This is a genomic window from Streptomyces sp. NPDC005483 (assembly GCF_040606035.1).
Lineage (GTDB): Bacteria > Actinomycetota > Actinomycetes > Streptomycetales > Streptomycetaceae > Streptomyces.
In genome coordinates this window covers 259,303-282,702 of the sequence record NZ_JBEXEA010000005.1, presented here as the reverse complement: position 1 = coordinate 282,702, position 23,400 = coordinate 259,303, and the positions used below count along the sequence as shown (strand labels likewise).

Sequence of the window (23,400 nt, the reverse complement as noted above, 5' to 3'; positions counted from 1 at the left end):
CCGCGCAGCCCGGCCGAGGCGTACCGACGAGCCTGCGCGGGGGCACGCGGCGGCGAGCTCGCTCCGGCAGGCGAGTGCCGTTTCCGGCGGTCGGGCGCACGCTGCACCGGGTCGTGCTGCGGGTCCTTGCGCGAAGACGTCGTCTCGGTCCGCGCAGCCCGGCCGAGGCGTACCGACGAGCCTGCGCGGGGGCACGCGGCGGCGAGCTCGCTCCGGCAGGCGAGTGCCGTTTCCGGCGGTCGGGGGCACGCTGCACCGGGTCGTGCTCCGGGTCCTTGCGCGAAGACGTCGTCTCGGCCCGCGCAGCCCGGCCGAGGCGTACCGACGACTCTGCGCGGGCACCCGGCAACGTGCTCGTTCCGGCAGGCACGTGCCGTTTCCGGCAGAGGCGGACCGGCGTCAGTCCTTCAGCTCCGCTGCCACCAGCTCCGCGATCTGGACCGCGTTCAGCGCGGCGCCCTTGCGGAGGTTGTCGTTGGAGACGAACAGGGCGAGGCCGTTGTCGACCGTCTCGTCGCGGCGGATGCGGCCGACGAAGGAGGCGTCCTGGCCGGCGGCCTGGAGGGGGGTCGGGATGTCCGAGAGGGTCACCCCGGGGGCACCTGCCAGGAGCTCCGTCGCGCGCTCCGGGGAGATCGGGCGGGCGAAGCGGGCGTTGATCTGGAGGGAGTGGCCGGAGAAGACCGGGACGCGCACACAGGTGCCGGAGACCTTCAGCTCGGGGAGTTCCAGGATCTTGCGGGACTCGTTGCGCAGCTTCTGCTCCTCGTCGGTCTCGTTCAGGCCGTCGTCGACGAGGTTGCCCGCGAAGGGCAGGACGTTGAAGGCGATGGGCCGCTTGTAGACCTGCGGCTCGGGGAAGTCGACCGCCCCCCCGTCGTGGGTGAGCTTGTCCGCGTCGGCGGCGACCTTCTGCACCTGGCCGTGCAGCTCCGCCACGCCCGCGAGGCCAGAGCCGGACACCGCCTGGTAGGTGGTGGCGATCAGCGTCTGGAGGCCCGCCTCGGTGTCCAGCACCTTCAGGACCGGCATCGCGGCCATCGTGGTGCAGTTCGGGTTGGCGATGATCCCCTTGGGGCGGTCCGCGATCGCGTGCGGGTTCACCTCGGAGACGACCAGGGGGACCTCGGGGTCCTTGCGCCAGGCCGAGGAGTTGTCGATCACCACGGCGCCCTGCGAGGCGACCTTTTCGGCCAGGGCCTTGGAGGTCGAGCCGCCCGCGGAGAACAGCACGATGTCCAGGCCGGTGTAGTCCGCCGTCGCCGCGTCCTCCACCGTCACGCCGTCCAGGACCGACCCCGCCGAGCGGGCGGAGGCGAACAGCCGCAGCTCCGTGACGGGGAAGTTCCGCTCCTTGAGGATCCCGCGCATGACCGTGCCGACCTGACCGGTGGCTCCGACGATTCCGACCCTCACGGTGACTCCCTCATGTGTTCCTGTACGTCTGCGGCGTTTCCATCATGCGGCCGACCCGGGTCCGCCTGTCCAATTCTTTGCGCCCCATGCCCGAGGAATGGACTGCTGGACGGTGTGACGTACGCCTCTGAAAGATTTTCGCGGGGATCCGCCGAACGTTTCCGTGCTCCACGGCGTCGTAGAGGAAACGCGGTGAGGGGGTGGCTTGTGCTGCGCAGAAGGGCACGCCGGGTCCAGGAGGGGGACGACCCCCTGGACGCGGCGCAGGAACGCCGGGTGCGGGCCGTGCTCGCCCTGGGCGGGGTGCCGCAGGCGGACCTGCCGGACGGGGTGCAGCAGGTCCGCCTGCGGTTGCTGGAGCGGGCGGCGAAGGGGTACGAGGCGCCACGGGACGTGTCCGCGTGGGCCGCCGTCGTCGCCTCCAACCTCGCCATGGACTGGCACCGGGCCAAGAAGCGCCAGGAACGGCTGGGGGAGCGGCTGGCCTCGCTGCGCCAGCACGAGCACCCCTCCGGGGAGGACACCAGCGTGCTCTCCCTCGCCGTCGCCCAGGGCCTGGACGAGCTGCCCGACCAGCAGCGCCAGGTCCTCGTGCTGCGCTTCTTCGCCGACCTGCCGGTGCGCTCGATCGCCCAGGAGCTGGGCGTCCCGGAGGGCACGGTAAAGAGCCGCCTGCACACGGCGGTGCGGGCCCTTCGCGCCCGCCTGCACGAGGACGAGGTGGTGTGACATGAGCGCCGAGAACGAGACGTACGACAGCGACGCGCTCATGGCCGCGATCACCGGCGAGGAGCTCGGCGACGAAGCCCGCGCGGACACCGCCTTCCTGGCCGAGTACCGGGCGGCCGAGGCCGACCTCGAGCTGCTGAGGGAGCAGCTCGGCATCCTCGGCGACGCTCTCGCCGAGGCACCACCCGCCGTCGAGCCCGTTCCCGTACGGCCCGTCCGCGCCCGCCGCCGCGCCCGCGTCCTGGCCTTCGGCACGCTCGCGGTGGCCACCGTCGCCGGGGTCGTCACGGGTCTCGGCTGGCTCGTCGGGCACGGTGGCGCGAGCGACCTGTCCTCGGGCGGCGGCGCCGACTCGGCCTCCAAGGCGGAGTCGGACGTCCGCTTCGGCAGCCCGGCCTACCTGGCCTGCGCCACCACGGTCGCCGAGGGCGAGGTCACCGCGGTCAAGGAGCTCCCCGTCGGCGGGGAGGTCCAGGTCACCGTGCGGGTGAGCCACTACTACAAGCCGACCCTCGGAGTGAAGGACCTCACCTATGTGATCAGCGAGTACGCCCTTCCCGAACCGCTCGCCAAGGGCACCCGCGTCCTGTTCGGCATGACCCAGGGCTCGCCGGGCCCGGACCACTGGGTCGTCGGTGAGCGGGAGATCGCCCGGGAGCGGGCCTGGATCACCGCCTCGCTCCCGGCCTCGCGCGGGCTGACCTGCTAGGGCACGAGAAAGGGCGGGCGCCTCTCGGGCGCCCGCCCCTTGCCGCCGTACGGAGAAGTGTTACGGCGTGACCTTCTCGATCTTCACGTTGCCGACGCCCGCGACCGTGCCGCGCGCGTTGACGAGGCTGACCTGGCCGAAGAACTCACGGCCCGCCGGAGCGGCCGCCAGGGCGGTGACGCTGCCGGAGACGGTCGTCGAGGCGCCCGTGGCGAGCTTCACCGGCGCGTCGGCGACGGAGACGGTGCCCAGGGTGCTGGAGAAGAACACGTCCTGGTAGTCGTACGCCGTGGAGCCGGCCGGGACCGAGTAGCCCGCGACCTCGATGGTGTACGTGCCGGCGGCCGGCGAGGCGACCGAGACGGCCTCCTCCGAGTCACCGTCGGCGGACGTGCCGACCACGGTGCCGGCCGCGTTGTAGACCGTCAGGTCCAGGTCGGCGGAGACGTCGGAGACGTTGCCGATCGCGACGTCCAGCGACTTGGCGCCCGCGGGCACCTCGACCGTGGTGGTCTGGGTGGCGCCCTCGGCGATGGTCGGGCGGGCCGTCTTGGACGAGCCGAGCGGGCCGCCGGCCAGCTTGCCGTCGATCGCGGCGAGGGTGTTGGTCACCTTCCAGGAGGCGGTGGCCGGGGTGCCGACCTTGGCCTCGGGGACGGTCACGGTCTCCGGGTCGAAGACCGCGCCGTAGACGGCGACGTCCAGCTTGTACGGGTTGTCGAGGAGCGGCGAGGTGCGGCGCGCCTCGACCTCGATCTCCCAGACACCGGCCTGCGGGTCGGCGTAGGAACGGGCGTCGGGCTTGCAGCCGTTGCCGTCGAGGTAGTTGTTGTAGCAGTACGGGGTACCGGTGTTGTCGACCGGGACGCCGTAGGGGTGGATGGCGATGAAGCGGGTCTGGCTCTTGTCCTTGAGCCCGCCGATCGCGACCTCCAGCGACTTGGCGCCCGCGGGCACGGTCACGAAGTACGACTGGGTGCTGTTGCGCTGCACGGTGTTCGACGCGGTGTAGGTGTACTGCACCGGCGCCGAGACGACGACCGTGGTCAGGATCTGCTGGTCGACACCCTCGGTCTTCGGGTCGTCGACCACCAGGATCGCGCTCTTGAGACCCGCGGACCTCGGCTGCGCCTGGACCTTGACGGTCACCGGCTGGTTCAGGGGGAGGCTGATGTCGTCCTTGCCGAGGATCCGGAAGGTGTCACCGGCGTTGTTCTCGAAGTACAGCTCGTGGCGGAGCGCCTTGTCCGCACCGGACGTACGGGTGATGGTGACGTCGTACGTCTTCTTCTGACCGGCCTTCAGGCCGCCCTCGCGGTCGTAGAGACCGGTGCCGTAGCCCGGGGTTTTCAGGAGCTGGTCGATCGCGGTGTCGACGGGCGCCTTGACCGTGTAGTCGTGGGCCGTGGCACCATCCTTGATGGCGTCCCAGGCGTCCACGATGTCGATGAGGCCCGCGCCCTCCTCGTACGCCTGCACACCCTTGATGTGCTCGGCGGTCGAGGTCAGGGCGGTGCGCAGGGTGGCCGGCGTCAGCGCGAGGTGCTTCTGCTTGGCGGCCGAGATGAGCAGCGCGGAGGCGCCCGTGGCCTGCGGGGAGGCCATCGAGGTGCCCTGGAGCATCGAGTAGCCGGCCGGCAGCGTGTAGCCCGACTCGGCGACCGGGGAGCCCGGGAGCCAGGTCTGCGTGGTGTTGATGGCCGCGCCCGGGGCGGACAGGGTCGGCGTGAAGCCGCCGTCCTCACGCGGACCGCGCGAGGAGAACGGCATCATCGCGTACTTCTTCTCCACGGCGGAGCCGTAGTTGGCGGCCCAGGTCGCCTTGGAGATGGTCGCGCCGACGGAGATGACCTTGTCGGCCAGGCCCGGGTCGCCGATGGTGTTCGCGCCGGGACCGGAGTTGCCCGCGGAGATCACCAGCTGGACGCCGTAGGTGTCGATGAGGCGCGTGTAGAGCTCGGCGCGCGCGTTGTTGCCGTCGTTGAGCGCGGGCAGGCCGCCGATCGACATGTTGACGATGTCGACCCCGCGGTTGACTACGAGGTCGATCATGCCCTCGGTCAGCGCCACGTTGGTGCAGCCGCCGGTCCAGGTGCAGGCGCGGGAGGAGACGATCTTCGCACCCGGGGCCGCGCCGTTCATCCGGCCGCCGAACAGGCCGTTGGCGGCGGTGATGCCGGCGACGTGGGTGCCGTGCTCGGACTCGATGACGCCGATGTTGACGTAGTCGGCCTTGCTGCCCGCGGCGTCGTAGACGACGTCCTTGCGGATCTCGACGACGAACGGCTGGCGCTCGGCGACGTCGGTGGACGGGTCGTCAGTGCCGAAGTACCCGACCTGGTAGCCGTCCTTGTACGGCTTCATCGGGGTGTCGTCGGAGAAGTCGTTGTTGTTGTTCAGGTCGACCCGGACGGTTCCGGCGGCCGCGTCGTAGAGGACGCCCCAGACGTCGGTGGTGTCGCCGTCGCGGTTGGCGTCGCCCTTGGCGTCACCGCCGGTGGTGGCCGACTCGCGGAACAGGTTGAACTGGTAGGAGCCCGCCGGGGCCTTCCAGGTGGCGCCCGCGATGGTGAAGGTCGGGCCGCTGACGGGGTTGTTCATCCGCCGCCAGGTGGCGTCGCCGTCGGAGACCGGGTCGGTCGACGTCACCCAGTCGACGATCTTCCGCTCACCGGTGGTGGTCTTCTGCAGCGCCGGGTGGCCTAGGTCCACACCGGAGTCCAGGATGCCGATCGTGACACCGCGGCCGTCCGCCTTCGGGTGCTCCTTCACGAAGTCGACGGCGCCGGTCTCGAAGGACGGGTTGTACGGGTTCTCGGCGGGGGTCTTCGCGCTCGGGGCCGGGTAGGTCTGCGCGGCCTTGTGCGCGGCGCCCTTGGCGGTGTCGGCGCTCGGCGTCGGGTCGTCCAGCGGGATGTCCTGCTTGACGTCGATGCCGTGCACGGAGGAGAGCTTCGCGGCGGCGGCGATGGCCGAGTCCGCCTTCGCGGTGGGGACGGTGGCCCGGACGTAGCCGAGCTTGTCGTACGTGAGGCCCACCAGGCCGCCCTTGACCGCGTCCAGCTCCGCGGCGACCTGCTCGGTCTTCCCGGGGGCGGTGGCGACCATCAGCGTGATGTTCTTGGCACCGTCGGCCTTGGCCTCGGCGAGCGCGTCGGCGTCGTCCGAACCGAGCTTCTGGTCGGCGGACTTCAGGCCCGGGTCCGAGGCCGCAGGGGTGGTGCCCGCGTCGGCGGAGAAGGCCATGGGTATCGGCCCCGCCGCGGAGAGCGCGGCGACCAGTCCCGCGGCCGCCGCTATGCGCGCCACACGTCTCGCGCCCGATATCGGAGCGCGCTGGGGGGTGAGGGTCATCGGCATCCCTTGTAGGTAAAGGAACGAGCGGGTGTGTGACCGGGTCCGATCGGACCTGACCACGGTGATCCGGAAGAAGACCCCGGATGACCGCACAGCTTTACGTATGGGATGGATGTTTAGGGAGAGTTGACCGAATCGATATGGGTGTATGGGGAAAACCCGCGATGCCCTTTGGGGACATCGGTGAAGACCCGCAAGAAAGCGGGCAATTCGGCCTACGAGCCCTTTGGTCGGCCTTTTCAGACGTCCTTGGTGCGCGCGTAATGCCGGGACGCCTTCGCGCGGTTGCCGCAGACCGCCATCGAGCACCAGCGCCGGGTGCCGTTCCTCGACGTGTCGAAGAAGTGCAGCACGCACGACTCGTGGGCGCATGACCGGATCCGGTCCGGCGCGGTGCTGAGCAGCTTCAGGTAGTCGCGGGCGGCGAGCCAGGCCGGAGCCCAGGCGGGGTCGGTCAACTCGGGGTGCTCGACGGGCCCTTGGGGGGTGAGTGCGACCCGGACCCGCCCGTGCTCCAGTACGGCGTCGACCAGGGGTGCGCCTTCCTCGAGCGACCCGTCCACCGCCGTGCGCAGGGCCTTTCGGGCCTGCCGGACGTGCCGCAGCATCCTGTCGTCGGGGGTGTGATCACCGCCGAGTCCGGCCGAGTCGAGCCACACCGCGAGCCCCTCGACGTCGGCGAGCAGGTCCTGGAGGGCTCCCTCGCTCATCCACCGCGTGTTGAGCAGGTCGAGTGCGAGTGGCTCGCCGGTGAGAGGGCGGGGGTCGCGGGCGGCGGGCATGCGGGGGGCTCCCTTCACTACTAACCGGTCAAGCGTACGTGACTGGTTGCATCCCGCGCCTCTAACCCCTAAAGTCACTTACAAGGGTTAAGTAAGCGAGTCATCCAAGCTGAAGGGGACAGCCGTGACCTTGCACACCGGCCACATCGGCCTGAACGTCACCGACCTCGACCGTTCGCTCGCCTTCTACCGGGACGTCCTCGGCTTCACGCCGCTCGCCGAGGGCAAGGAGGAGGGCCGCCGGTACGCCTTCCTCGGTGACGGCGACACCCTCGTCCTCACCCTCTGGCAGCAGGCGGAGCAGCCGTACGGATCCGACCGCGCGGGCCTGCACCACCTCGCCCTGGAGGCGGAGTCGATCGACAAGGTCAGGGAGTACGAGGAGGCGCTGCGGGCCTACGGCGTGGACTTCGCCCACGAGGGCGTGGTCGCCCACCGTGAGGGCGCGGGGTCCGGCGGCATCTTCTTCCACGACCCCGACGGCACCCGCCTGGAGATCTCCGTGCCGAGCGGCGCCGAGGGGGCGCCGGCGCCCTCCGGTACGGCCCCGACCTGCGGGTTCTTCTAACCATGAGCGTCTTTCACGCGGGCTCGCGGGCCGTGCAGGACCGGGTGGGGGTGCGCGAGCAGGCGGATCACGTGGGCCGCTCGGTCGGCCGGGGCATCCGGGAGGTCGCCGCGGCCTTCCTGGAACTCCAGCCGCTGCTGGTCGCCGGCGCCGCGGACCCCTCGACGGGCCGGGTCTGGGCGTCCCCGCTCACGGGTGCGCCGGGCTTCGTCCGGGCGACCGGCCCGCACCGCGTCTCGGTCGCGGGCGGACGGCTGCCCGCCGACCCCCTCGCGACGGCGTTCGCCACCCCCGGCACACCCGTCGGCACGATCGCCCTGGACCCCAGGACCCGCCGCCGTATGCGCCTCAACGGCCGACTCCGGCCCACGGCACGGGGGTTCGCGATCGAGGCCGACCAGGTCTTCGCCAACTGCCCCAAGTACCTCCAGAAAAGGGAGTCGTACGAGATCGTGCCGGACCGCCGGCCGGGCGATCCCCGGCGCGGCGCCGAACTCACCGACGAGCAGGCGGAGTTCGTCTCCGCGGCGGACACCCTCTTCCTGGCCTCCGTGCACGAGGGCGGGGCCGACGTCAGCCACCGGGGCGGCAACCCCGGTTTCGTGCGCGTCGATTCACCGGGCGAGCTCAGCTGGCGCGACTACCCGGGCAACTCCATGTTCCTCACCCTCGGCAACCTCGCCACCGACCCCCGGGCCGGCCTGCTGTTCCTCGACTGGACGACCGGCACGGCCCTCCAGCTGAGCGGCGAGGCGACCACCGAGTTCGGCCCCGAGCGCCGAGTCCGCTTCACCGTACGGGAGACCGTCGAGACCCCCTCGGCGCTTCCACTGCGCTGGTCCGCGCCTCGATACTCACCGGCCAATCCGGACGAGGCGGACTAACTTGCGGGTATGCGCGAGAAGTTGAGGGTGGCGGCCTACGCCATATGCGTCCGCGACGGACAGATCCTGCTCGCCCGCTGGCTCAACGACGGCCGGCCGGAGTGGACCCTGCCGGGTGGCGGGATGGAACACGGCGAGGACCCCCACGACACCGTCCTGCGGGAGGTGGGGGAGGAGACGGGGTACCGCGTCGAGGTCACCGGCCTGCTGGGGGTGCGGTCGGTGCGCTTCCCGTCCCGGGGCCGCTTCGGGCGCACGGTCGACCGGCACCACGTGGGGCTCGTCTACGAGGCCCGCGTCACCGGAGGCGAGCTGCGCTTCGAGGTCGGCGGCTCCACGGACATGGCCGAGTGGCACGACCTCGACGGGGTACCGGAGCTGAACCGGGTGCCCCTGGTCGACTTCGGCCTGCGGCTGTGGCGGGAGCGGCCGGTGGCCGGACGGCCCGCGGGATAGGTGTCGTACCCCGGAAGATGAACACGGAGTGACCGCCCCCGGGCCGTTCGACGAGCGCTCCTGAACGCGCAGGGTGGGCCAAGATCCACGTACGGTGATCGGCGTTGCGCGTTGCCGCCTCGTTCACGCGCAGGTCATCCCCGGTGCCAAGCATCCAATGCGAGCGGGTTGTTCGCGAACGCGATCACCCCGCGACCACTGCCGACGCAGTTCGCACTCGGGGAGATCGCGCCATGTCGCGCATACGCTCTGTCGCCAGCACCACGCTGGGGGTCCACCGCCGTACCGTCCTCGCCGCCGCCGGCGCGGCCGCCGTCTCCACGGGCGTCGGCTACGCCCTGCGGCCCACCGACAGCCAGGCCGCGACGACCGCCGGCGCCGCCGAGGCGCCGGTGGCCCAGTCCGTCCACCAGGCCGCCCCGGCCGAGGCCCCTCTCGCCCCGTACACCCGCGGCACCACCGTCGCCTCCGTCGCCGCACCGCGCACGAGCTCCGGCTACCGGCGCCTGGGCAACGGCATCGGCTGGAGCCGCAAGGTACGCCCCGACCTCGCCGACCCGAAGGCCGGACGGGCCGGCCGGCGTACCCCGCTGGCCGCGTTCGTGCAGCTCACCGACCTGCACCTGATGGACAGCCAGCACCCGATGCGCCTGGAGTACCTGCGCTCGACCGACGTGCACGCCTGGCGGCCCCAGGAGGCGCTGACCGTGCCCGGCGCGATCTCGCTCGTCGAGCGGATCAACGCGCTGCGCGGCGCCCCCGCCACCGGCGCCCCGCTCCAGTTCGCCATGACGACCGGCGACAACACGGACAACAACTCGCGCACCGAGCTCGACTGGTTCCTCACCGTCATGAGCGGCGGCCGGATCACCCCCAACTCCGGGGACCCGCGCCACTACGAGGGCGTCCAGAACAGCGGCCTCAAGCAGTACTGGCAGCCCGACTCGACCACCCGCGACCAGGACAAGCAGCTCGGCTTCCCGCACCTGCACGGCTACCTGGCCGCCGCCATCCGGCAGCTCAACAGCCCCGGCCTCACCATCCCCTGGTACTCCACCGTCGGCAACCACGACAGCCTGCCGCTCGGCTGCTACGGCCACGGCGACTCCTGGCTCGCCGAGTACGCCGTCGGCGGCAAGAAGCTCATGTCGCTGCCCGCGTCCGAGTCCAAGAAGCTCCAGGACATGATCCGGAAGGCCGGCGACCCCCAGGGCCACGCCTTCCGCGACCTCCTCAAGGCGCACGCCCGGAACATGCGCTCGGTCACCCCCGACGAGCGGCGCGCCCCCTACACCGCCCGCGACTACCTCAAGGCCCACCTCGACCCCGCGCACCGCGGCGTCGGCCCGGTCGGCCACGGGTACTCCACCGCCAACCTCGACGCGGGCACCCAGTACTACAGCTTCCGCATCGCCGACGACGTCATCGGCATCAGCCTCGACACCACCGACCCGGGCGGCCACTACCAGGGGTCCATCGGCAGCGAGCAGCTGCGGTGGCTGGACCGGACGCTGCGGGAGAACAAGGACTCCTTCGCCGTCGTCTTCAGCCACCACACCAGCGACTCGATGGACAACACCCGCCCCGACCCGGCCCACCCCGGCGAGCGCCGGCACAACGGCAATGAGGTCGTCGCCCTCCTCGCCAGCCACAGCAACGTCCTCGCCTGGGTCAACGGCCACATCCACCGCAACGTGATCACCGCCCACTCGGCCCCCGACGGCCGCTCCTTCTGGGAGATCTCCACCGCCTCGCACATCGACTTCCCGCACCTCGCCCGGGTCATCGAGCTGGCCGACAACAAGGACGGCACGATCTCGATCTTCACCACCCTGATCGAGTCCGCGGCCCCCCACCGCACCGACTTCACCGACCTCTCCCAGACCGGCCTCGCGGCCCTCTACCGCGAACTGGCCTACAACGCCCCCGGCTCGAGCAACAAGCTCGGCGGCGCCCCGGGGGACCGGAACACGGAGCTGGTCCTGAACAAGGGCTGAAAAAGGATCAACCCTCCTGAGCCGCCTCAACCTCCCCCGGTCGGTACAGGTCTCCGACTCCGAGCCCGCTCGCCGAGCGTGCCCGAGCAGGGGGAAGACATGACCGTACGTACGAGTGTGCTGGTGGCGGCGACGACCGTGGCGCTCACCGCCGGCTTCGCCGCCCCGGCGCTGGCGGCCGGGGCCGACACCCACGAGGGCACCCGGCAGGCCGCCCGTGCCGCGGTGAAGGACGGCGTGCCGGGGGTGACGCTCACCGCGAAGGACGGCCGGAGCACCTGGTCGATCACCGCCGGGACCGGCAACCTCAGGACGCACGCGCCGCGTTCGGTGGACGACCGTTACCGCGTCGGCAGCATCACCAAGACCTTCGTCTCCACCGTGCTGCTCCAACTGGAGGCGGAGGGACGGCTGTCGCTCGACGACACGGTGGAGAAGTGGCTGCCGGGCCTGGTTCACGGCAACGGCCACGACGGCGGCCGGATCACCGTCCGCCAGCTCCTCAACCACACCAGCGGGATCTTCGACTACACCGCCGACGAGACGTTCGGGCGCACCTACTTCCTCAAGGACGGCTTCCTCGAGCACCGTTACGACACCCAGAGCCCCGGGGATCTCGTCGCGATCGCCATGGCCCACCAGCCGGACTTCGCGCCGGGCACGTCCTGGAACTACTCCAACACCAACTACGTCGTGGCGGGCATGGTGATCCAGAAGGTCACCGGACGGTCGTACGGCGAGGAGATCCGGCACCGCATCATCGGTCCCCTGCACCTGACGGCCACCTCGGTGCCGGGCACCCGGGTCACCGTCCCGCGGCCCAGCAGCCGGGCCTACTCCAAGCTGGCGCGGACGGCGACGGGACCGACGTACGACGTCACCGAGCTCAACCCCTCCCTCGCCTCCTCGGCGGGCGAGATGATCTCCGACTCGGCCGACCTCGACCGCTTCTACTCGGCCCTGCTGAAGGGCAGGCTGCTCCCGGCGAAGCAGCTGAAGGAGATGAAGACCACGGTGGCGGCCCCGGGCATCCCGAACGCCGGGTACGGTCTCGGCCTGATGGACCGCAAGCTCAGCTGCGGGGTCCACGTCTGGGGGCACGGCGGCGGCATCCACGGCTCGTCCTCCGAGGCCGTGACCACGGCCGACGGCAGGCATTCCGTCGCCTTCAACTTCAACGGCGACTGGTCGGGGGACAGCGACGCGGTGGTCGAGGCGGAGTTCTGCGGCGAGTAGTCGCGCCGACTCGGATCCGAAGCACCCAGTTCATCCGGACGTAATGTCCGTACCGCCTCATATCGGCTAGCCCGCACTTCACGGGGATGGCTCGATTTCATGTGCAAGGCGGGTGGTCGTGTGCGTACGGGACACGAACTGCGAGTGCTGTCGGTGTACGAGGGTTTCTTCTCCGGTGGGGCCCGGATCGTGCACAGCGACATCGTGCTGGGCCTCACCGAGGGCGGCCTGCGCCATCAGGTGCTGAGCCTGTACGGCGAGGTCCACCGGGAGGCGACCCGGCAGCGGATGGAGGACGACGCCTGCTACCGGGCGCTGACCGCGGCCGGAGTGGGCGTCACCTCCCTCGGCCGCATCTTCCCGAGCGCCGGCGTTTCGGCCGACTTCACCGGACCTGAGCTGGCCGGAACGGCCCGGGCGACGGCCGGCGCGGACGTCGTCCTGTCCCTCAAGGAGCAGCCGCTGCGGTTGCTCAACCAGGCGGGACTGCCGCGCCGCCCGGTCGTGGTCTGTCTGCACCGTTCCGACCCGGAGAACCAGGGCACCGCCCTCGACGAGCTGAAGGCCGCCGTCGCCGACGGCACGGTCGTGGCCTGCGTCTGCTGTGCCGAGTCGACGAGGGCGGCGTACCGGGCCGCGGGCATCCCGTCCGACCTGCTCCACGTGATCCCCAACGGCGTCGACCTCTTCCGCTTCCGCCCCGACGCCGCCCGCCGCCTCGCGGTGCGCACGGAACTCGGCATCGACCCCGCGGCCCCCGTGGTCGTCTTCGCCGCCCGCTACGACGCCATGAAGAACGTCCCGCTGCTGCTCGCCGCCGCCCGCGTCTGGCTCGGCCGGGTCCCGGACGGGCAGGTGCTGATGTGCGGGGCGGGCATGACGGCGGCGAATCCCGGGCTCGCCGCGGACATCGCGACGGCGTTCCCCGGGGCCACGGCCCTGGCGGACCGGGGGTTGCGCCTGCTGGGCGTCCGGCGTGACATGGAGGCGCTGTACGCCGCCTCCGACGTCGTCGCCCTCACCTCCGCGTGGGGTGAGGCGGCCCCGCTGTGCCTGATCGAGGGCATGATGTGCGGCGCCGTCCCGGTGGCGACGGACGTCGGCGACAGCGCGGCGATCGTGGCGGGCCACGGCCTGGTCACGGCCCCGGACCCGGAGGTGATCGCGGCCGCCTGGTCGCAGGCCGTGGCAGCACGCGCCGGCCTCGCCCCCGCCCTCGCGGCGAGCCGCGAACGCTTCAGCCGTACGCGGATGATCGCGTCGTACGCGGCCCTGCTGGACCGCGCCGCCGCGGGCACCGCCCTCCCCGTGCTGCCCGACCCGCTCCAGCGGCCGCACACGCCATGAGGAGGGGCCCCGGCTCCCCAGTGCCGTGGCCCCTCCTCTCCCCTCCTGGTCCCGCCCCGGCCCCTCCTACCGGGGCAGTACCACGACGTAGGCGGCGGGATCTCGGTCGCCGGAGGCCATGAGCGCCGTACGGACCACCGTCGCCTGCTGCTCCAACGCGTCCCGGAGCTTGCGCGGGGTGATGTGGACGACCGTGATGCCGAGGCGCTCCAGGTGCTCGCGCTTGCGGGCGTACTCGGACCAGAGCGCGTCCTCTTCCTGGCGGGGCGCCCGGGTGTCCAGCTCGACCGCGACCGCCTGCTCCGGCCAGTACGCGTCCAGGCCGCCCAGGTGGGGGCCGCCGGGCAGTCTGAGGTCGACGTTCCACACCGGGTCGGGGAGGCCGTACTCCTCGACCATGCGGTAGAGGCGGTCCTCCGCGATGGCGCGGCCCTCGGCGAGCAGGGAGTCCACGGCGTCCACCACGTGCGGGCGGCTCAGCAGCTTGGCGTGCTTGAGCTCCCGGACGACCGCGGCCGGTTCGCAGTGGCCGCCGCGTACCGCCTCCGTCAGCAGCCGGCATACCGCGCCCGCGTCGGTCAGTTCGGTGACCGCGTCGGCGAGGGCGCGTGGCACCGGGGCGACCGGGAGGCCGGTGACCTGTTCGGCGGCGGGGAGCGCCGACGTGCGGACGATCCGCGCGCCGCCGGTCGAGCGCAGCCGGCGCAACCTCGGGACCAGGACGTCGATCCGGCCCAGGGAGAGCAGCGGCGGGGTCGAGCTGAACCCGTGCAGCGTCAGCGCCGCGAGGCCGGTGATCATCGCCTCCGCGTAGACCGGGCGGTGCGGCTCGTCCGCGCCCGGCTGGGTGGGGACCCCGGCGCTCTGCTCGCGTGCCGCGTACATCAGCACCGCGTGCAGCCGCTCCTCGCTGGTCGGCGGGCCCGGGTGGAGCAGGAAGACACCCGGGAGGATCTGCTGCCAGGGGCCGCCGGGCCGGCACTGCTCGTTGGCCTCGGCGACCGAGACGCCGGTCGCACGCAGCCGGCCGGCCGTCACGACACGGCGGTGCACCTCGGAGAGGTGACGCAGGGGGCGGGGGGAGAGCGGGGGGACCGGGGTGTTGTGGTTCATGCAGCGGAGATTTCCGCACTCGATCCGCCCGCTAACCGCTGTTACACGCTCGTCGACAAATACGAACAAGGCGGTACTAAGGGACGGGTGTTCGGGTGCCGAGTAGGGAGCGAAAACCCCTGGTCCATTCGGGGTGGACCAGGGGTTACGGCTCCTATTGACCGTATTTCGTAACGGTCACCGCCCGCCAAAGCTCGGGCCAAAGGTCATCCGTGGTTGACGGCCCCCGCATCGCACGCCTGTCCCCGCAGCGCCCGCGCCAGATCGTCCCGCCCTTCCAGCACCAGTCTCCGCAGCGCCGGCGCCGCGTCCTCGTGCGCCGCGAGCCACGCGTCGGCCGCGTCCAGCGTCTCCCGCGAGTCCTGGAGGGAGGGGAACAGCCCCGAGACGATGTTCATCGCGATCTGGATCGAACGCTCCCGCCAGACCCGCTCGATCGCCGCGAAGTACTTCTCCGTGTACGGCTCCAGCAGATCGCGCCGGGAGGGCTGGTTGAACCCCGCGATGGTCGCCTCGGCCAGGGCGTTGGACAGCGCGTCGGACTCCACGACCTGCGCCCACGCCTGCGCCTTCACCGCCTCGGACGGCCGGGCGGCCAGGCAGCGGACCTGGTGCCGCTTGCCGGACGCGGTGTCGTCGCGGGCGAGCTCGGCGGCCAGCGCCTTCTCGTCGGCGACCCCCCACACGGTCAGCGGCTGCAGGAACGCCCACCGCAGCTCCTGGTCGACGTCCAGCCCCTCGATGGCCGACGTGCCGTCCAGCAGACCCTGCAACAGCTCGAAGCCGCCCGGGTCCTCAGCCGTCCGCGCGAAGAACCGCGCCCACGCCAGCTGCTGCTCGCTGCCCGGCTCGGCGGCGAGCAGCTCCCGCTCGGCCCCCTCGGCGAGCAGCGCCCCGGCCCGCTCCCGGCCCTCGGGCGCCACGTAGTGCACGAGGGCCGACTCGGCCCAGGCGTGCAGCATCTGCAGGACGCCGATGTCGGACTCGCGGCCCGCGAAGCGCAGCACGATGTCGATGAACTCCCTGGCCGGAAGCAGCGCGTCCCGTGTCATGTTCCACAGCGCCGACCAGCACAGGGCGCGCGCCAGCGGGTCGGTGAGGTCGCCGAGCCCCGACTTCAGGGCCTCGAGGGAGCCCGCGTCGAAGCGGGTCTTGCAGTACGTCAGGTCGTCGTCGTTGACCAGCACGAGCTCCGGGGCCTCGGCACCGGCCAGTTCCGCCACGACCGTCCGCGGGCCGTCGACGTCCACCTCGGCGCGCGCGTACCGCTCCAGCGCACCTGCCCCGGAGCGCCGGTACAGCCCCACCGCCACCCGGTGCGGCCGCAGCTCGGGGTGCGACTCGGCCGCCTCCTGCACGACCGCCAGCTCGTCGACCCGCCCCTCGGCGCTCAACAGGACCTGCGGGGTGAGGGAGTTGACCCCGGCCGTCTGCAGCCAGGACCGGGCCCACGTGGCCATGTCCCGCCCGCTGGTCTCCTCCAGCACCGACAGCAGGTCACCGAGGCGGGTGTTGCCGTACGCGTGCCGCTTGAAGTAGCGCCGCGCGCCCTCCAGGAAGGCGTCCTGGCCGACGTAGGCGACGAGCTGCTTCAGTACGGAGGCCCCCTTCGCGTACGTGATGCCGTCGAAGTTGAGCTTGGCGTCCTGGAGGTCGCGGATGTCGGCGGTGATCGGGTGCGTGGAGGGCAGCTGGTCGGCGCGGTAGGCCCAGGCCTTGCGGCGGTTGGCGAAGGTGATCCAGGCGTCGGTGAAGCGGGTCGCGCCGACGTTGGCGAAGGTGCCCATGAAGTCCGCGAAGGACTCCTTCAGCCACAGGTCGTCCCACCACACCATGGTGACCAGGTCGCCGAACCACATGTGGGCCATCTCGTGCAGGATGACGTTGGCCCGGCCCTCGTAGGACGCCCGGGTGACCTTGCCGCGGAAGATGAACTCCTCGCGGAAGGTGACGAGGCCCGGGTTCTCCATCGCGCCGAGGTTGTACTCGGGCACGAACGCCTGGTCGTACTTCCCGAAGGGGTACGGGTAGTCGAAGTGCTCGTGGAAGAAGTCCAGGCCCTGCTTGGTCACGAGGAACACGTCGTCGGAGTCGAAGTGGGGGGCGAGCCCCTTGCGGCACAGGGCGCCGAGGGGGATCTCCAGGCGCGTGCCGTCCTCGAGGACCCGCTCGTAGGTGTCCGTCACGTAGTGATAGGGCCCCGCCACCACACAGGTGATGTACGTCGAGATCGGCTTCGTCTCCGCGAACCGCCAGACGCCGTCGCTCTCCGAGCCGGCCCCGTTGCTCCACACCGTCCAGCCCTCGGGTGCCCGCACCTCGAAGCGGTAGGGCGCCTTGAGGTCGGGCTGCTCGAAGTTGGCGAAGACGCGGCGGGAGTCGGCCGGCTCGTACTGGGTGTAGAGGTAGACCTCGCCGTCCTCCGGGTCGACGAAGCGGTGCATGCCCTCGCCGGTGCGGGAGTAGGCGCACCGGGCGTCCACGATCAGTTCGTTGTCTGCGGCCAGGTCCTCCAGGGTGATCCGGGAGCCGTCGAAGACCTCGCCGGGGTCGAGGTCCCGGCCGTTCAGCGAGACCGCGGTGACGCTCGGGGCGATCAGGTCCGCGAAGCTCGTGGCCCCCGGCTCGTTGCACCGGAAGCGGATCGTGGTCACCGACCGGAAGGTGCGCGGACCGTCCCCGGCCTGGTCACCGACCGCCGAGCGCAGGTCGAGGGACACCTCGTACCCGTCGACGGACAGCAGGGCGGCCCGCTCCCGGGCCTCGTCACGGGACAGATTCTCACCGGGCACGGCGATGCTCCCTCGGATGGTGTTCAGCATGCGGACAGGCCCGATCCTGCCATGTGCTCCTGACATCGGTCAGCCGGGAATGGGGAGGGCGACGACCGGTGTTCCTGGTTGAAACGAACACTTTTCGAGGAGACCCATGTCCGAGACCGCGAACGCCTCCGGCAAGACCCCCGTCGACTTCTGGTTCGACCCGCTGTGCCCCTGGGCCTGGATGACCTCCCGCTGGGTCCTCGAGGTGGAGAAGGTCCGGGACATCGAGGTGAACTGGCACATCATGAGCCTGGCAGTGCTCAACGAGCCGAAGATCGACGAGCTGCCCGAGGAGTACCGCGAGCTCCTCGAGACAAAGGCCTGGCAGCCGATCCGGGTGGTCACCGCGGCCTGGCAGAAGCACGGCTCCGACATCCTCGGCCCGCTGTACACCGCGCTCGGCACCCGTATCCACAACGAGGGCCAGGGCCCCACGCGTGAGGCCGTCGAAGGCGCCCTGGCGGAGGTCGGCCTGCCCGCCGACCTGATCGACTACTTCGACCAGAAGGACTTCGAGTTCGACGCCGAGCTGCGCGCCTCCCACAAGGAGGGCATCGACAAGGTCGGCCAGGACGTCGGCACCCCGGTCATCGCGGTTCCCGGCCCCGACGGCGAGCAGATCGCCTTCTTCGGCCCGGTCGTCACCCCGGCCCCCAAGGGCGAGGAGGCGGCCCGCCTCTGGGACGGCACGGTGGCGGTCGCCTCGGTCCCCGGCTTCTACGAGATCAAGCGCAGCCGCACCAAGGGCCCGGACTTCAGCAACCTGTAGTCACTTCTTCGGCTCCGGGAAGGTGCCGCCGTCGTTCACGTCACCCAGCCGCTGGAAGCGCCGGCAGCTGCCGCGGGAACAGCGGAGGTACGCGTTCAGGCGGGTCCACTTCGGCTTGTGCTTCTGGACGTGGGCCCGCTCTGCGTCGTTCCTCAGAGGTTCGAACTCCTCGGACGAACCGCAGTTCTTGCACGGCATCTTCGTCATGAGACCCCTTCGGGTGGTCAGAGGCCGTGTCCCGGCCCCGCGAGCGCAGGTTCCCGCCGGGGTGGGGCGGCAGGCCGGAATCCGTCCCGCCGGGGCGGATTCCGGGCACGTTCACCTGCGGGCTCGCCCCCGCGCCTCCGCCACCCTCACCAGGTGCTCCTCGTAGCCCTTCGCGTAGGACGACGCCCGCCCCGCGTCCGGCTCCACGATCGCCGTCGGCTCCGTCCAGGCGCCCGCGTCCAGGGGAACCCCGAACCGCTCCGTCGCGGCCAGGACCGCCCCCCGAGCCCCCACCTCTCCCTCGACGACCCGCAACGGCCGCCCCAGCACATCGGCCAGCAACTGCATCCACGCGGAACTCCGCGTCCCGCCCCCGCACACCGCGAGCGACCCCGTCAGTCCCGCCGCCTCCAGGCAGTGCCGGGCCGCGTACCCGATCCCCTCGCAGGTCGCGCGGATCAGATCGGCGGGCGTCGTCTCCAGCGAGACCCCGCTCAGCTCGGCCCGCAGATGCGGCTCGACGAACGGAGCCCGCTCCCCGGAGGGCGCGAAGTACGGCAGCACCCGCACGCCGTGCGCCCCCGGCGGGGTGGACGCCAACAGGTCGTCCACCTCCGCATGCGTCACCCCGGTGGTCGACAGCACCCAGTCCAGCGCGGCCGTCCCGACCATCGCCGGCATCGCCCGCAGCCGGTGCCCGGGCCGGTCGGTGGAGATGTACAGCCCGGCCGGCTCCCCGGTCAGGTCCAGCTCGGTGGTGGCGACGAGCGCGGCCAGACACGTCCCGACGATGAGGAGTCCGTCCCCCGGCGCGGTGACCCCGGCGCCCAGCGCGCAGGCCGGCAGGTCGTACGGCCCGTTCGAGACCCGCGTCCCGGACGGCAGCCCTTCCCGAGCCGAACCCGTGGCGATCGGGTCCCCGAGGGGAGGCAGCAGCCGCCGACGACGCGTGAGCCCCAGCAGCTCCACCACCCGGTTGTCGTACGACCGTGCCCGGGGGTCGAGGAAGGGCATGGACGCGTCCGACACGTCCGTCGTCGCCCGCGCGGCCCCCGTGAGCCGCTGGAAGACCATGTCCTTGCAGTACACGGCCGCCGCGGCGGCGTTCAGGGACTTCGGGTCGTACCGGTCCAGCCAGGCCAGCAGCGGCCCCGGTGAGCCCGGGAACATCGCGCCGCCGGTCCGCCGGAACACCGTCTCGAAGGTGCCGTCCGCGAGCCACTGGTCGAGGAGTTCGTGCGCCCGCCCGTCCATCCAGGACAGCGCCGACCGCACCGGCCGCCCCTCCTGGTCGACCAGCCACACCCCGTCGCCCTGCCCGGTCAGCCCGGCCAGCTCCACCGGCTCCCGCACCCGCCCGGTCAACTTGCCGAGGACGTCGACGACCGCGCCGTAGACCTCCTCCATGTCCTGCTCGACGAACCCGCCGTGCAGGGAGAGCTCCACCGGGCGTGACTCGACGGCCAGTTGACGGCCCTCGGCGTCGAAGGCGGCGGCCTTGACGACGGACGTGCCCACATCGATACCGACGTACATACAGATTCCCTCCTACGACGTCACGTCAGGCAGTGCGCCAACCGCTCCCCCCGCGCCCAGCGGCCCACCTCCTCCGCCGCGATCCTCGCCGCCTTCTCGGCCACCGCGCGGCTCGCCCCGCCGAGGTGCGGGGTCAGGACGACCCGGTCGGCCAGGGCGCGCAGCCGGGAGTCCGGGGGCAGCGGCTCGTGCTCGTAGGTGTCGAGGGCGGCAGCCGACAGCCGGCCGCTCTCCAGCGCGTCGCACAGGGCGGACTCGTCCACCAGGGGCCCGCGGGCGATGTTCACCACGACCGCCCCCTCCGGGAGCAGCGCCAGTTCACGGGCGCCGATCAGGCCGCGGGTCTCGGCGGTGAGGCGGGCGTGCAGGGTGATCACCCGGGAGCGGGCCAGGAGCTGGTCGAGGGCGGACACGCGCAGGCCGTGGATCTCGCCGCGCACATAGGGGTCGTACACCATGACCTGTGCCCCGAACGCGCACAGCACGCGCGCGACGCGGCTGCCGACGGCGCCGTAGCCGACGAGCCCGACGGGCAGGTCCTCCAGCTCCAGGCCGCTGTGCTCGTACGTGTAGTAGGCGGCGCCGCCCTCCCAACTGTCCTGTCCGGCAAGGAGGTCGTGGGCCTGCGGGATGCGGCGCACGGCGGCGAGCAGCATGCCGACGGTGAACTCGGCGGTGGCGGCGGCGTTGCGGCCGGGCGCGAAGCACACCCGGACGTCACGGGCCTTGGCCGCGTCGAGGTTCACGTTCACCGGCCCGCCCCGGCACACGACGACCAGCTTCAGGCTGTCGGCGGCGTTCAGCACCCGCTCGGTGACGGGGCCCATCTGGGTGACGAGGACCTCCGCGCCGTCCAGCGCCTCGATCAGCTCGTCCTCGGCGTCGCTCGCCTCCGTCACCTCCGAGACGGGCCCGAAGGGTTGCAGCGGCCAGCCGAGCGTCAACTCCCTCGTCTCCGCGGCGATGCCGCCCAGCTCGGCCTCGACGGCCCCGGCGATCAGCCCCGGCAGGACGAAGTGGTCGCCGGCCGCCACGACACGTACGGGATCGGTCCTCTGGGTCATCGTCGACCTCCGAGTCGTCGCTTCACTGAGACGATGTTGAGCCGCGGATCCCGGGTACGCATAGACCCCGTGCGGGTGGGAGGCGCCTGTATGGCGGAGATGACAGGGATGACGGACGAGAACGAGACGGCGTGGCTGGGGATCGACCTCGGCACCCAGAGCGTGCGCGCGCTGGCGGTCACGGCCGGCGGAACCGTGCTGGGCCGGGGTTCCGCCCCGCTCGGCGGCCGGCGCGAGGGCGGCCGGCACGAGCAGGATCCGGGGGAGTGGTGGGAGGCGGTGCGCACGGCGTGCCGTTCCGCGCTTCTCACCCGGACGGGCGTACGGATCGGCGGCCTCGCGGTGTGCGGGACGTCGGGGACGGTCCTGCTGACGGACCCGGAGGGCCGGCCGACGAGCCCGGCGCTCATGTACGACGACGCACGCGCGGCGGGTGAGGCGGCCGGGCTGCGTGCGGCGGGCCTCGCGGTCCAGGACACGTGGGCGCTGCCGAAGGCACTGTGGCTGGTGCGGGAGTACGGCGGAGCTGGCCGGGTCACCCACCAGCCCGACGTCGTCACCGCACGCCTGGTCGGCAGGCCGGTGCCCACCGACTCCAGTCACGCGCTCAAGACGGGCTACGACGTCGAGCGCGACGCCTGGCCGGATGTCGCCCTGGACCTTCCCGAGGTGGTCCTGCCCGGCACCCGTCTCGGCGAGGTCTGCCCGGCCGCCGCCGAGGAGACCGGCATCCCCGCGGGCACTCCGGTGATCGCCGGGATGACCGACGGCTGCGCGGCCCAGATCGCGGCGGGCGCCCTGCGTCACGGTTCCTGGAACTCGGTGCTCGGCACCACCCTCGTGCTGAAGGGGGCCGCCCCGGATCCGGTCCGTGACCCGACCGGCGTGGTCTACAACCACCGTGCGCCGGGCGGCACCTGGCTGCCCGGTGGGGCGTCGAGCGTGGGCGCGGGGGCGCTTCCGACGGACGTGGACCCCGTGGCCATGGACGCACGGGCGGCCGCGTTCGAGCCGTCCGGCGCGGTGGCCTACCCCCTGGTGTCGCGCGGGGAGCGGTTCCCCTTCCGCGCCCCGGACGCCACCGCCCTCCTGCTGGGCACCCCCGCCGGCGACGCCGACCGCTGGGCCGCGCTCCTCCAGGGCGTCGCGTTCGCGGAGCGCCTGTGCCTCGACTACCTGCACCACCTGGGCGCCCCGTTCGACGGCCCCCTCACCTTCACCGGCGGCGCGGCCCGCAGCCCGTACTGGAACCAGCTCCGCGCCGACATCCTCGGCCGCCCGGCCCGCGTCCCCGAACAGACCGAACCCGCCCTGGGAATGGCCGCGTTGGCGCTGCACGGCAGCATGGGGACCGCGCTGGCGGAGGCCGCCGGGCAGATGGTCCGCATCCGCACCGTCGTGACACCGCGCCCCGGCCGCACGGCCCTCTTCGCCGAGCCGTACGCGCGTCTCGTCGACGAACTCACCGAGCGGGGCTGGCTCCCCGTGCCGGTCGCGGCCCACGCGCGCGGCCGCCTGGCCCGGGACACCACGGCACCATGACCGGGTCCCCGCGCCTTGAGGGGCGCATCCGGAGCCTGCCCCGGCCGCCGGCGGTCCCGCCAGGGCGGCGGATACTTTCGCCCGCTCCGGGTGCCTGTTCCGGGCGCCTGTCCGGGGCACCCGCTCAGGGTGGCCGTTTCCCGGCCGGTGGCCCCGCGCGGCGCGCCCGGCAGCCCTTCGACCAAGGCCCCCACGCCCCGACCCCGACCCCGACCGAGCGGACCGTTTCATGAGCACGAGCACGACCCTGCTGCTGGCCCGGCACGGGCAGACCATCTGGCACGCCGAGAACCGTTACGCGGGCGTGAGCGACATCGGGCTCACCGACGAGGGCCGGGCCCAGGCGGAGGCGCTCGGGCGATGGGCCGCAGTCCACCGCCCCGACGCGATCTGGACGTCACCCCTGTCACGGGCGATCGCCACCGCCGACCCCGCCTGCCGTGCCCTCGGCATCACCCCGCACCGTGAACCCGGCCTCAGGGAGTGCGACTTCGGGGTGGTGGAGGGCCGTACCCTCGCGGAGTTCGCCGCCGAGGTGCCCGAGGCGGCCGAGGCCTTCCGGGCGGACCCGGTGACGTACCCCTTCCCCGGCGCGGAGGACCCGCTCGAAGCCGCCGCCCGTGGCGCCGGCGCCCTGCGCGGCATCGCCGCCGCACACCCCGGCGAGCGCGTCCTGGTCGTCGCCCACAACACCCTGCTGCGGCTGGTGCTGTGCACGCTGCTGTCGATCCCGCTCAGGGGGTACCGCAGAGTGTTCCCGCGGTTGCGGAACGCGGCGATCACCGAACTCCGGCTCGGCGAGGACGGATTCGCGGCACTTCTCTCCCTCAATGTGCCGTGCGAGCAGGATCGGTCGTAGCACGATA

At 72.1% G+C, this 23,400-nt stretch carries 19 protein-coding genes; 11 read left to right on the top strand and 8 right to left on the bottom strand.

Annotated elements, in window-relative coordinates; genetic code table 11:
• Positions 1 to 399: 399 nt before the first annotated feature.
• Positions 400 to 1,416, bottom strand: coding sequence for an aspartate-semialdehyde dehydrogenase (locus ABZT06_RS12510; RefSeq protein ID WP_355738899.1), 1,017 nt, complete (start codon positions 1,414 to 1,416; stop codon positions 400 to 402).
• 207 nt (positions 1,417 to 1,623) lie between these two features.
• On the opposite strand from ABZT06_RS12510, the gene ABZT06_RS12505 reads away from it, so the two are divergent.
• A complete protein-coding gene (locus tag ABZT06_RS12505) occupies positions 1,624 to 2,145 on the top strand; it encodes a sigma-70 family RNA polymerase sigma factor (protein WP_355739334.1) in 522 nt (173 codons plus the stop codon).
• Between the two features lies 1 nt (position 2,146).
• Positions 2,147 to 2,854 (top strand): hypothetical protein, encoded by a 708-nt coding sequence (locus ABZT06_RS12500; protein WP_355738896.1) that lies wholly within the window; start codon positions 2,147 to 2,149, stop codon positions 2,852 to 2,854.
• 60 nt (positions 2,855 to 2,914) lie between these two features.
• On the opposite strand, the gene ABZT06_RS12495 is transcribed toward ABZT06_RS12500, so the two are convergent.
• Positions 2,915 to 6,208, bottom strand: coding sequence for a S8 family serine peptidase (locus ABZT06_RS12495; protein WP_355738893.1), 3,294 nt, complete (start codon positions 6,206 to 6,208; stop codon positions 2,915 to 2,917).
• Positions 6,209 to 6,450: 242 nt separating this feature from the next.
• Positions 6,451 to 6,993, bottom strand: a complete 543-nt coding sequence (locus ABZT06_RS12490; protein WP_355738890.1) for a CGNR zinc finger domain-containing protein — start codon at positions 6,991 to 6,993, stop codon at positions 6,451 to 6,453.
• 124 nt (positions 6,994 to 7,117) lie between these two features.
• Between ABZT06_RS12490 and ABZT06_RS12485 the strand changes: the two genes are divergently transcribed.
• From ABZT06_RS12485 to ABZT06_RS12460, 6 genes are all read left to right on the top strand, one after another.
• Positions 7,118 to 7,561, top strand: a complete 444-nt coding sequence (locus ABZT06_RS12485) for a VOC family protein (RefSeq protein WP_355738887.1) — start codon at positions 7,118 to 7,120, stop codon at positions 7,559 to 7,561.
• Between the two features lie 2 nt (positions 7,562 to 7,563).
• Positions 7,564 to 8,445, top strand: a complete 882-nt coding sequence (locus ABZT06_RS12480) for a pyridoxamine 5'-phosphate oxidase family protein (protein WP_355738886.1) — start codon at positions 7,564 to 7,566, stop codon at positions 8,443 to 8,445.
• Positions 8,446 to 8,454: 9 nt separating this feature from the next.
• Positions 8,455 to 8,901, top strand: a complete 447-nt coding sequence (locus tag ABZT06_RS12475) for an NUDIX hydrolase (RefSeq protein WP_355738884.1) — start codon at positions 8,455 to 8,457, stop codon at positions 8,899 to 8,901.
• A 233-nt stretch (positions 8,902 to 9,134) separates the two neighbouring features.
• Positions 9,135 to 10,898 carry a TIGR03767 family metallophosphoesterase gene (locus tag ABZT06_RS12470; RefSeq protein ID WP_355738881.1) on the top strand — a complete coding sequence of 588 codons (1,764 nt, stop codon included), beginning with the start codon at positions 9,135 to 9,137 and terminating at the stop codon, positions 10,896 to 10,898.
• Between the two features lie 99 nt (positions 10,899 to 10,997).
• Positions 10,998 to 12,134, top strand: coding sequence for a serine hydrolase domain-containing protein (locus tag ABZT06_RS12465; protein WP_355738878.1), 1,137 nt, complete (start codon positions 10,998 to 11,000; stop codon positions 12,132 to 12,134).
• A 144-nt stretch (positions 12,135 to 12,278) separates the two neighbouring features.
• Complete coding sequence (locus tag ABZT06_RS12460; RefSeq protein WP_355739331.1) at positions 12,279 to 13,481, top strand: glycosyltransferase; 1,203 nt, start codon at positions 12,279 to 12,281, stop codon at positions 13,479 to 13,481.
• 66 nt (positions 13,482 to 13,547) lie between these two features.
• On the opposite strand, the gene ABZT06_RS12455 is transcribed toward ABZT06_RS12460, so the two are convergent.
• Positions 13,548 to 14,594, bottom strand: coding sequence for a hypothetical protein (locus ABZT06_RS12455; protein ID WP_355738875.1), 1,047 nt, complete (start codon positions 14,592 to 14,594; stop codon positions 13,548 to 13,550).
• Between the two features lie 206 nt (positions 14,595 to 14,800).
• A complete protein-coding gene (gene pepN / locus ABZT06_RS12450; RefSeq protein ID WP_355738872.1) occupies positions 14,801 to 17,386 on the bottom strand; it encodes an aminopeptidase N in 2,586 nt (861 codons plus the stop codon).
• A gap of 136 nt (positions 17,387 to 17,522) precedes the next feature.
• On the opposite strand from pepN, the gene ABZT06_RS12445 reads away from it, so the two are divergent.
• Positions 17,523 to 18,185 (top strand): DsbA family protein, encoded by a 663-nt coding sequence (locus tag ABZT06_RS12445; RefSeq protein ID WP_355738869.1) that lies wholly within the window; start codon positions 17,523 to 17,525, stop codon positions 18,183 to 18,185.
• On the opposite strand, the gene ABZT06_RS12440 is transcribed toward ABZT06_RS12445, so the two are convergent.
• The 3 genes from ABZT06_RS12440 to ABZT06_RS12430 all read right to left on the bottom strand — a co-directional run bounded on the left by ABZT06_RS12440 (position 18,186) and on the right by ABZT06_RS12430 (position 20,992).
• A complete protein-coding gene (locus ABZT06_RS12440; RefSeq protein ID WP_355738866.1) occupies positions 18,186 to 18,392 on the bottom strand; it encodes a hypothetical protein in 207 nt (68 codons plus the stop codon).
• A gap of 111 nt (positions 18,393 to 18,503) precedes the next feature.
• Positions 18,504 to 19,928 carry an FGGY-family carbohydrate kinase gene (locus tag ABZT06_RS12435; protein WP_355738863.1) on the bottom strand — a complete coding sequence of 475 codons (1,425 nt, stop codon included), beginning with the start codon at positions 19,926 to 19,928 and terminating at the stop codon, positions 18,504 to 18,506.
• Between the two features lie 20 nt (positions 19,929 to 19,948).
• The gene (locus tag ABZT06_RS12430) at positions 19,949 to 20,992 is read right to left on the bottom strand and encodes a 2-hydroxyacid dehydrogenase (protein WP_355738860.1); all 1,044 of its coding nucleotides are present in this window, start codon (positions 20,990 to 20,992) and stop codon (positions 19,949 to 19,951) included.
• A gap of 99 nt (positions 20,993 to 21,091) precedes the next feature.
• Here ABZT06_RS12430 and ABZT06_RS12425 point away from each other — a divergent pair, with 99 nt between their 5' ends.
• Both ABZT06_RS12425 and ABZT06_RS12420 read left to right on the top strand, forming a co-directional pair.
• Positions 21,092 to 22,534: an FGGY-family carbohydrate kinase gene (locus ABZT06_RS12425; protein ID WP_355739328.1), complete on the top strand. Its 1,443-nt coding sequence runs from the start codon at positions 21,092 to 21,094 to the stop codon at positions 22,532 to 22,534.
• 229 nt (positions 22,535 to 22,763) lie between these two features.
• A complete protein-coding gene (locus ABZT06_RS12420) occupies positions 22,764 to 23,393 on the top strand; it encodes a histidine phosphatase family protein (RefSeq protein WP_355738857.1) in 630 nt (209 codons plus the stop codon).
• The last annotated feature ends 7 nt before the right edge of the window (positions 23,394 to 23,400 follow it).

Bases quoted from the DNA above. Each gene is read 5' to 3' on its own strand.
- ABZT06_RS12445 (WP_355738869.1), top strand. From the start codon at position 17,523: ATGTCCGAGACCGCGAACGCCTCCGGCAAGACCCCCGTCGACTTCTGG.
- ABZT06_RS12440 (WP_355738866.1), bottom strand. From the start codon at position 18,392: ATGACGAAGATGCCGTGCAAGAACTGCGGTTCGTCCGAGGAGTTCGAA.
- ABZT06_RS12500 (WP_355738896.1), top strand. From the start codon at position 2,147: ATGAGCGCCGAGAACGAGACGTACGACAGCGACGCGCTCATGGCCGCG.
- ABZT06_RS12420 (WP_355738857.1), top strand. From the start codon at position 22,764: ATGAGCACGAGCACGACCCTGCTGCTGGCCCGGCACGGGCAGACCATC.
- ABZT06_RS12455 (WP_355738875.1), bottom strand. From the start codon at position 14,594: ATGAACCACAACACCCCGGTCCCCCCGCTCTCCCCCCGCCCCCTGCGT.
- ABZT06_RS12465 (WP_355738878.1), top strand. From the start codon at position 10,998: ATGACCGTACGTACGAGTGTGCTGGTGGCGGCGACGACCGTGGCGCTC.
- ABZT06_RS12475 (WP_355738884.1), top strand. From the start codon at position 8,455: ATGCGCGAGAAGTTGAGGGTGGCGGCCTACGCCATATGCGTCCGCGAC.
- ABZT06_RS12470 (WP_355738881.1), top strand. From the start codon at position 9,135: ATGTCGCGCATACGCTCTGTCGCCAGCACCACGCTGGGGGTCCACCGC.
- ABZT06_RS12430 (WP_355738860.1), bottom strand. From the start codon at position 20,992: ATGACCCAGAGGACCGATCCCGTACGTGTCGTGGCGGCCGGCGACCAC.
- ABZT06_RS12425 (WP_355739328.1), top strand. From the start codon at position 21,092: ATGACAGGGATGACGGACGAGAACGAGACGGCGTGGCTGGGGATCGAC.
- ABZT06_RS12480 (WP_355738886.1), top strand. From the start codon at position 7,564: ATGAGCGTCTTTCACGCGGGCTCGCGGGCCGTGCAGGACCGGGTGGGG.
- ABZT06_RS12495 (WP_355738893.1), bottom strand. From the start codon at position 6,208: ATGACCCTCACCCCCCAGCGCGCTCCGATATCGGGCGCGAGACGTGTG.
- ABZT06_RS12435 (WP_355738863.1), bottom strand. From the start codon at position 19,928: ATGTACGTCGGTATCGATGTGGGCACGTCCGTCGTCAAGGCCGCCGCC.
- ABZT06_RS12490 (WP_355738890.1), bottom strand. From the start codon at position 6,993: ATGCCCGCCGCCCGCGACCCCCGCCCTCTCACCGGCGAGCCACTCGCA.